7 protein-coding genes are annotated in these 7,211 nt (G+C 69.5%); 6 read left to right on the top strand and 1 reads right to left on the bottom strand.

All coding sequences use genetic code 11. The annotated features are described in order from the left end of the window. Positions 1 to 536: 536 nt before the first annotated feature. A complete protein-coding gene (locus ACFXMV_RS05070) occupies positions 537 to 1,682 on the top strand; it encodes an alkaline phosphatase family protein (RefSeq protein WP_378498396.1) in 1,146 nt (381 codons plus the stop codon). A 12-nt stretch (positions 1,683 to 1,694) separates the two neighbouring features. Here the strand turns inward: ACFXMV_RS05070 and ACFXMV_RS05065 are convergent, their stop codons facing one another. After that, entirely contained in the window at positions 1,695 to 2,783 is a 1,089-nt protein-coding gene (locus ACFXMV_RS05065) for a LacI family DNA-binding transcriptional regulator (RefSeq protein ID WP_378498397.1), read from the bottom strand. Positions 2,784 to 2,869: 86 nt separating this feature from the next. Here ACFXMV_RS05065 and ACFXMV_RS05060 point away from each other — a divergent pair, with 86 nt between their 5' ends. From ACFXMV_RS05060 to ACFXMV_RS05040, 5 genes are all read left to right on the top strand, one after another. Next, positions 2,870 to 3,937, top strand: coding sequence for a metal ABC transporter solute-binding protein, Zn/Mn family (locus ACFXMV_RS05060; RefSeq protein ID WP_378503213.1), 1,068 nt, complete (start codon positions 2,870 to 2,872; stop codon positions 3,935 to 3,937). Between the two features lie 88 nt (positions 3,938 to 4,025). Then, a complete protein-coding gene (locus ACFXMV_RS05055; protein WP_378498399.1) occupies positions 4,026 to 4,886 on the top strand; it encodes a metal ABC transporter ATP-binding protein in 861 nt (286 codons plus the stop codon). After that, the gene (locus tag ACFXMV_RS05050) at positions 4,883 to 5,764 is read left to right on the top strand and encodes a metal ABC transporter permease (RefSeq protein ID WP_378498400.1); all 882 of its coding nucleotides are present in this window, start codon (positions 4,883 to 4,885) and stop codon (positions 5,762 to 5,764) included. The genes ACFXMV_RS05055 and ACFXMV_RS05050 overlap by 4 nt, the downstream gene beginning before the upstream one ends. Before the next feature lie 30 nt (positions 5,765 to 5,794). Next, the gene (locus ACFXMV_RS05045) at positions 5,795 to 6,553 is read left to right on the top strand and encodes a LamB/YcsF family protein (protein WP_378498401.1); all 759 of its coding nucleotides are present in this window, start codon (positions 5,795 to 5,797) and stop codon (positions 6,551 to 6,553) included. Further along, positions 6,553 to 7,164, top strand: a complete 612-nt coding sequence (locus ACFXMV_RS05040; RefSeq protein WP_378498402.1) for an allophanate hydrolase subunit 1 — start codon at positions 6,553 to 6,555, stop codon at positions 7,162 to 7,164. Before ACFXMV_RS05045 ends, ACFXMV_RS05040 begins: the two co-directional genes overlap by 1 nt. The last annotated feature ends 47 nt before the right edge of the window (positions 7,165 to 7,211 follow it).

The raw sequence follows: 7,211 nt of genomic DNA, 5'->3' as shown, positions 1-7,211 counted from the left end.
GTCAAATCACTAGCAATCAAAAACTCAAACTAGCTTCAAACACTGACCCCTCTCCGACGGAAGAAGGAAAAGAGCCAGCAAATACCCACACCACCAAAAAGTGGATGTGGAGTACCAAAATTTGGCACTGACATTCATCGGCACACTGTTGAGTTCTCAAAGAACACGCACACACCATCACCACCAAGAAACTCGTTCTCGGCCGCTCCGGGGCAACTGTTCCAGCCTATCTCATCCCGCAGACCCGGTCAAAACCGGCCCCGCCAGAGAAGAGAAGGCAACGAAGCACAACCGATCGAAACCGGCTACAACTTCTGGGATGGTCTGGCGCCTACGTCCAACCTCGTGTCCCCGGCCTCTCGGCCCGGGTCGGTGTCCGTGTCGCTCTGACTCGACAAAAGTTACGCGAACAAGAACACAGCGTCAAATCCGCAGGTCAGCGGCGTACATCGGAATCTTCCTCGCCCGCAGCGACGCTACGTCGTTGCTGCCGCGTGTTTGGGCGCTGCCACCGGGGCCGCGGATAGCCTGGCGTCATGCTCCTCGCACCCCGGTATGGCCAGGCGACACTGTCCGACCTTGTTCCCTCCGTGCTCGCGCATCTCGGTGTGGCCGGCGAGACGGACCGGATCGGCCTCGATCTCTCGGGCATCTCCCGCGCCTGCGTCCTATTGATCGACGGACTCGGCGCCGAACTCCTGGCGGCACACCCGGAGTCGGCGCCCTTCCTCTCCAGCCGGCTCGGCCCCATCCTCACCGCCGGCTTCCCCACCACCACCGCGACCAGCCTCGCCTCGCTCGGCACGGGCCTGCCCTCCGGCGAACACGGCGTGGTCGGCTACCTCATCGCCACGGCCGGCCAGGATCGATTGATGAACCCCTTGAAATGGCGGCTGCACGGCGAGGGCCCGCGCGTCGACCTACTCAAGGAGCTCGTCCCCGAGGAGTTTCAGCCGACTCCGACCGCTTTCGAGCGCGCCGCCGCGGACGGCATCTCGGTGTCGAGGGTGGCTCCGCCCTACCAGGGTGGGTCCGGCCTGACCCGGGCCGCGCTGCGAGGTGGGGAGTTCCGGCCGAGCTTCTCGCTCGGCGACCTGGTCGATGCGTCGGCGAGCGCGCTGCGGCTGGGTTCACGTTCCCTGGTCTACGCCTACCACGGCGAATTGGACCTGACCGGTCATGCCCGGGGCCCGGCGTCGACCGCGTGGGCGCTCGAGTTGGCGCAGGTGGACCTGATGGCGCGTCAGCTCGCGGAGCGCCTTCCGAGCGACGGAGCCCTGATCGTCACCGCCGACCACGGCATGGTCGAGGTGCGCTCCCCCATCGACATCGACGCGTCGCCCGAGCTGAGGGATGGCGTCCACCTGATCGGCGGCGAGCCGCGTGCCCGCCACGTGTACACGCAGGTCGGGGCCGCAGACGAGGTGCGGACCGCTTGGCAGGACCGGCTGGGCGACGAGTTCGCGGTGCTGACCCGCGCCGAGGCGATCGACAACGGCTGGTTCGGCCCGACCGTCACCGCTGCCGCCGAGGAGCGGATCGGCGACGTGATCGCGATCTCCCGCGGATCGAGCGCACTGATCCGGACGGGCGCCGAGCCACTGCAGTCCATTCTCATCGGTCACCACGGGTCGCTCACCTCCGCCGAGCTGCATGTGCCGCTCCTGGTGTTCCGGGGATAGTCGGCCCGTGGTTCAGGCGGTCGGCGGCGCCGCGGTGTGGCCGCGCAGCAGTTCGGTCTCGAGCATCTCGACGGTGGCCACGCCGGAATGCGACGGCGTCAGCAGCAGAGCACCTGCCCGCCTGCCCTTCTCTTCCGCGGGCTGACGGACCGTGGTCAGGCCCTCCCGCAATGCGTCGTCGACGCCGTCGAACCCGGTGATGGACAGCTGGCCGGGCACATCGATGCCGCTCCAGCGGGCGTAGTCCAGGGCTCCGAGCGCGAGCACGTCGGTGGTGCACAGCAGGGCCGTGATGCGCGGATTGGTGGCGAGCGCCTGCTCGGCCGCGGAGTGACCGGCCTGGGAACTGTGCTCCGCACGCTCGATGACCGTCAACGATCCGGGGTTCAGGCCGGCCGAGGCGAGCGCGTCCCGCACCCCGGCGATCCGCTCACGCTGCACGTGGAACTTCGGCGAATCGAGTCGGGCGGCATCTGCCACACCGTCCCTCGGGTCCCGCCCCAGTCGCATACAGATCACGCCGATGTCCTTGTGCCCCAACGACAGTAGGTAGTCGGCGATCTTACGCATGGCACCCCGGTCGTCGATTCCGATCAGCGATGCGCCGTCGATCTCGCGCGGCTGGTCACAGATCACCATCGGCAGGCGCCGTTCGAGTACCGCGGCGAGGTACGGGTCGTCGTCGGCAACGGAGTAGACGACGAAACCGTCCACCCCGGCCTGCTGTACGACTGCCGCGGACTGGACGTCGTCGCGTCCGGGTCCGGCCGGGATCAGGAGCAAGCCCTGCCCGGCGGCCTCGCACGACTCCGCCAGCCCGGCCAGGAAGCTCATCGCGGCCGGATCCCGGAAGGAATAGCTCAGCGCCTCGGTGAGCAGCAACCCGACGGCGCCCGCCTTGCGGGTGCGCAGCGAGCGGGCAACCGGGTCCGGCCCGGGATAGCCGCGACGCTTGGCCGCCTCCAGCACCCGTTCACGCAGCTCCGTGGACAGCTGATCGGGGCGGTTGTAGGCGTTCGAGACCGTCGTTCGGGAGACCTTGAGCTCCGCCGCGAGCGACGCCAGCGTCGCCTGTCGGCGCGGATGACGGGACCGGGGCATAACGGGACGGTACGCAATGGCGCCGGTGACCGAGGTCATCGCCCCTCCAATGTACAACGGAAACGGTTTCCATTAGTATCTAGCCCATGCTCCTGGGAGAACCGACGCCCCCTAACTCGCCGACCCGGCCCCTGCGCCGGAAGGCGATCACCGCGGTCGGCCTGGCCATCGCAGGCGTGCTCACCCTCGGTGCCTGCTCGTCCGACCCGAACCCCGGCACGACCCCGCTCGCGGACGGACAGCGCGCCAACATCGTCGCCTCCACGAACGTCTGGGGTTCGGTGGCCGCCGCCGTCGCGGGTGACCGCGCCGACGTCACGTCGATCGTCAACGACCCGTCGGCCGACCCGCACTCCTTCGAGGCCGGCCCCCGGGACGCCGCCGCGATCACCGACGCTGACTTGGTGGTCTACAACGGCGGCGGCTACGACGAGTTCATCGACGACGTCCTCGCCGGCACCCCCGGCAAGACGACCGTCGACGCCTTCGCGCTGTACGGCACCGAGACCGACCTGCACGGCGAGCACGATCACGTCGCCGAGACCGCGGGCGCCACGACCGGACCCACGGAACCCGCTGCGGCCGAACATGACTCGCACGCCGGTCACGACCACGGCAACGGCGGCGTGAACGAACACGTCTGGTACGACATCCCAACGGCAGACGCCGTCGCCAAGCAGATCGCGGCCGAGCTCGGCACCATCGATCCCACCAATGCCGACGTGTACGCCGCCAACGCCGCGACCTTCCATGAGCAATTGCACGCCGTCACGGCCATCACCGGCGCGATTGCGGCGGCGCATCCGCAGGCCCCGGTCGCCCAGACCGAGCCGATTGCCCACTACCTGCTGGCGGCAACCGATCTCAGGGACGAGACCCCGGAAGACTTCACGAAGGCCATCGAAGACGGCAACGACCCGCCGCCCGCCGCCGTCGCGGCGACGCGGGATCTGCTCGCCGACAAGAAGGTGAAGGTCCTGGTCTACAACAGTCAGACCCAGGACAAGGCGACCCAGAACATTCGCGAGGCCGCCGAATCGGCGGGCATCCCGGTCGTCGAAGTCACCGAGACCCTGCCCGACGGAACCGACTACATTCAGTGGCAGACCCGAACCGCCGAATCGCTGGCCTCGGCATTGAACGCCGCACGCTGAGAACCGTTGCGCCCCGCGCGCCGAAGACCCAGTCCACCGATCATGCTTGCCGAAAACGAGCTACATCACCCAGACCCGGAATGGCCCCGTGACCCACCCTGCCCCCGACGCACCGAACGTCAGCCGAACACCCGCCGTCGAGCTGAGCGGCGCCCGGCTGGCCTACGGCGACCGCACGCTGTGGTCCGAACTCGACCTGAGCGTGCAGCAGGGCGAGTTCGTCGCGGTCCTCGGCCCGAACGGGTCCGGCAAGACGTCGCTCCTGAAGGTCCTGCTCGGCCAGCTCGCGCTGTCCGCGGGCACCGCCACGATCGCGGGAACACCCGCCCGGGCAGGAAACTCCCACGTCGGATACGTGCCGCAGCAAAAGACTATGGACGAGGGCCTGCCGCTGCGCGGGCGCGACCTGGTCGGGCTCGGCGTGGACGGCCACCGCTGGGGCACCGGGTTCCGCTCCCGCCGCTCTCGCCGGATCATCGTCGACGACGCCATCGACCAGGTCGGAGCCCGGGCATTCGCCGACGCCCCGGTCGGTTCCCTGTCCGGCGGCGAGCAGCAGCGACTGCGGGTCGCGCAGGCGCTGGTCGGCGATCCGAAGGTGCTGCTCTGCGACGAGCCGCTGCTCAGCCTGGACCTGGCCAACCAGCATCGGGTGTCCGACCTGATCAACCAGCGCCGGCTCGGTCATGACACCGCGGTGCTGTTCGTCACCCACGAGATCAATCCGATCCTGCCGTTGGTCGACCGGGTGCTGTACCTGGTCGACGGGCGCTTCCGGATCGGCACGGCCGCCGAGGTGATGACCTCGGAGGTGCTCTCCGAGCTGTACCAGACCGACGTCGAGGTGTTGCACGTGCGCGGACGGCTCGTCGTCGTCGGCACCGGCGACGCCATCGACGCGCTCGGGTCCGCGGGCGTCGACGGCATCCACCACGAGGCACACGAATGAACGAGAAGCTCGCCGACGCGTTTTCGATGATGTTCGACTGGCAGGCCACCATCGACCTGCTGCAGTACGACTTCGTGCAACAGGCGCTGCTCGCCGCGGCCATCCTGGGGCTGCTGGCAGGCGCGATCGGTCCGCTGATCATCAGCAGGCAGATGTCGTTCGCCGTGCACGGCACCAGCGAACTGTCGCTGACCGGCGCCTCCGCCGCGCTGCTGGCCGGGATCAGCGTCGGACTCGGCGCCATCGTCGGCTCCGTGCTGGCGGCGGTGCTGTTCGCGCTGCTCGGATCAAAGGTGCGCGAACGCGACTCGGTGATCGGCGTGGTCCTGTCGTTCGGCCTCGGCCTGTCCGTATTGTTCATGTGGCTGTACCCGGGGCGCACCGGCACCAGCTTCTCGCTGCTGGTCGGCCAGATCGTCGGCGTCGGCAACAGCGGTCTGCAGCTGCTGCTGGTGTGCGCCGTGCTGGTGCTGGCGGTGCTGGTCGTGGTGTACCGGCCGCTGCTGTTCGCGAGCACCGATCCGGACGTCGCGCTGGCCCGCGGCGTCCCCGTCCGCGGGCTGGCCATCGTGTTCGCCGTCCTGGTCGGCGTGGCCGCCGCGCTCGGTGTGCAGATCGTCGGCGCGCTGCTGGTGCTCTCGCTGTTGATCACCCCAGCAGCCGCCGCGGCCCGGATCACCTCGAGCCCGCTCCGGACGACGCTGCTGTCGATCCTGTTCGCCGAGATCGCCGCGGTCGGCGGCATCCTGCTCTCCCTGGCCCCCGGCGTGCCGGTGTCCAGCTTCGTCACCGCCATCTCGTTCGTGATCTACCTGATCTGCCGGGTGGTCGGGAAGCGCCGCGGCAGCAGCAGCGGACGGGTCGCGGTCTCGGCCTGAGTCCGCGCCGGAGCACTAAGATCGAAGGCCGTGGCATCCATCGATCTCAACAGCGACCTCGGCGAGAGCTTCGGCGCCTGGCGGCTCGGCGACGACGAGGCCATGCTGACCCTGGTGACCAGCGCGAACGTCGCATGCGGGTTCCACGCCGGTGACCCGACCACGCTGCTGGGCACCTGCCGATCTGCCGCGCAGCGGGCCGTGCGAATCGGCGCGCAGGTCGGCTATCGGGACCTGGCCGGCTTCGGGCGCCGCTTCATCGACATCGCACCCGCGGACCTGACCGCGGACGTGATCTATCAGATCGGCGGCCTCGACGCCCTCGCGCAGACCGTCGGCTCCGCGGTTGCCTACGTCAAACCCCATGGCGCGCTGTACAACGCGATCGTGCACCACCGCGAACAGGCCCGCGCTGTCGTCGCGGCCGTCGTCGCCTACGACCCCACCCTGCCGGTGCTCGGGCTGCCCGGGTCGGTCTTCCTCGCGGAGGCGGACGCCGCCGGCCTTCGCACTGTGGCCGAGGCATTCGCCGACCGCGGGTACACCCCCACCGGCGAGCTGGTGCCACGCGGAACACGCGGCGCAGTGCTGTCGGACCCGCAACTCGTCGCGGCGCGGGTGCTGCGGATGGTCGAGCACGCGGAGATCGAGGCCGTCGACGGCACCGTCCTGACCGCACGGGCCGAATCCGTCTGCGTGCACGGGGATTCGCCGTCCGCGGTCGAGATGGCCGCCGCGATCCGGGCGCGACTCGACAGCGCGGGTGTGCGCGTCGAGCCGTTCGTCTGATGCGCCTGCTCGACGCGGGCGACGGCGCGGTGCTCGCCGAGTTCGACGACCTGGACACCGTGCTCGCGCACTATCGTGCACTGGACGCGAACCGGGTGGCAGGCGTGCTCGACCTGGTCCCGGCGGCCCGAACGATCCTGGTGCGGTTCGACTTCCGGCGCACCGATCGAGCCCGGATCACCCACTGGCTGCAGGACACCGCGCCCGCGACCGGGCTGCCCACCGAAGCAGGTGCGCTGGTGCGGATTCCGGTCCGCTACGACGGACCTGACCTGTCGGCCGTCGGCGAGCTGACCGGCCTCGGGACTGACGGCGTCGTCGCGGCACACACGGGCAGCGACTGGACCGTCGCGTTCGCCGGGTTCGCTCCCGGATTCGGGTACCTCGTCGGCGGCGACCCGCGGCTGCGGGTGCCCCGCAGGGAGGATCCACGCACCGAGGTGCCCGCGGGCGCGGTCGGGCTGGCCGGCGAGTTCTCGGGTGTCTATCCCCGGAAGTCGCCGGGCGGCTGGCAGCTGATCGGCCACACCACCGAGCGGATGTGGGACGTCGACCGCGAGCCCCCTGCGCTGCTGCGGCCGGGCGACACGGTCCGGTTCGTCGCGGTCTGAGCGGTTCGGCTCTCGTCGAGAGTGCACCTGTGGGCGCGTCCAATCGG

This window comes from Rhodococcus sp. NPDC059179 (genome assembly GCF_042754885.1).
GTDB lineage: Bacteria > Actinomycetota > Actinomycetes > Mycobacteriales > Mycobacteriaceae > Rhodococcus_G.
Note: the sequence above shows the minus strand (reverse complement) of the source record. Positions and strands in the feature narration are given on the sequence as shown.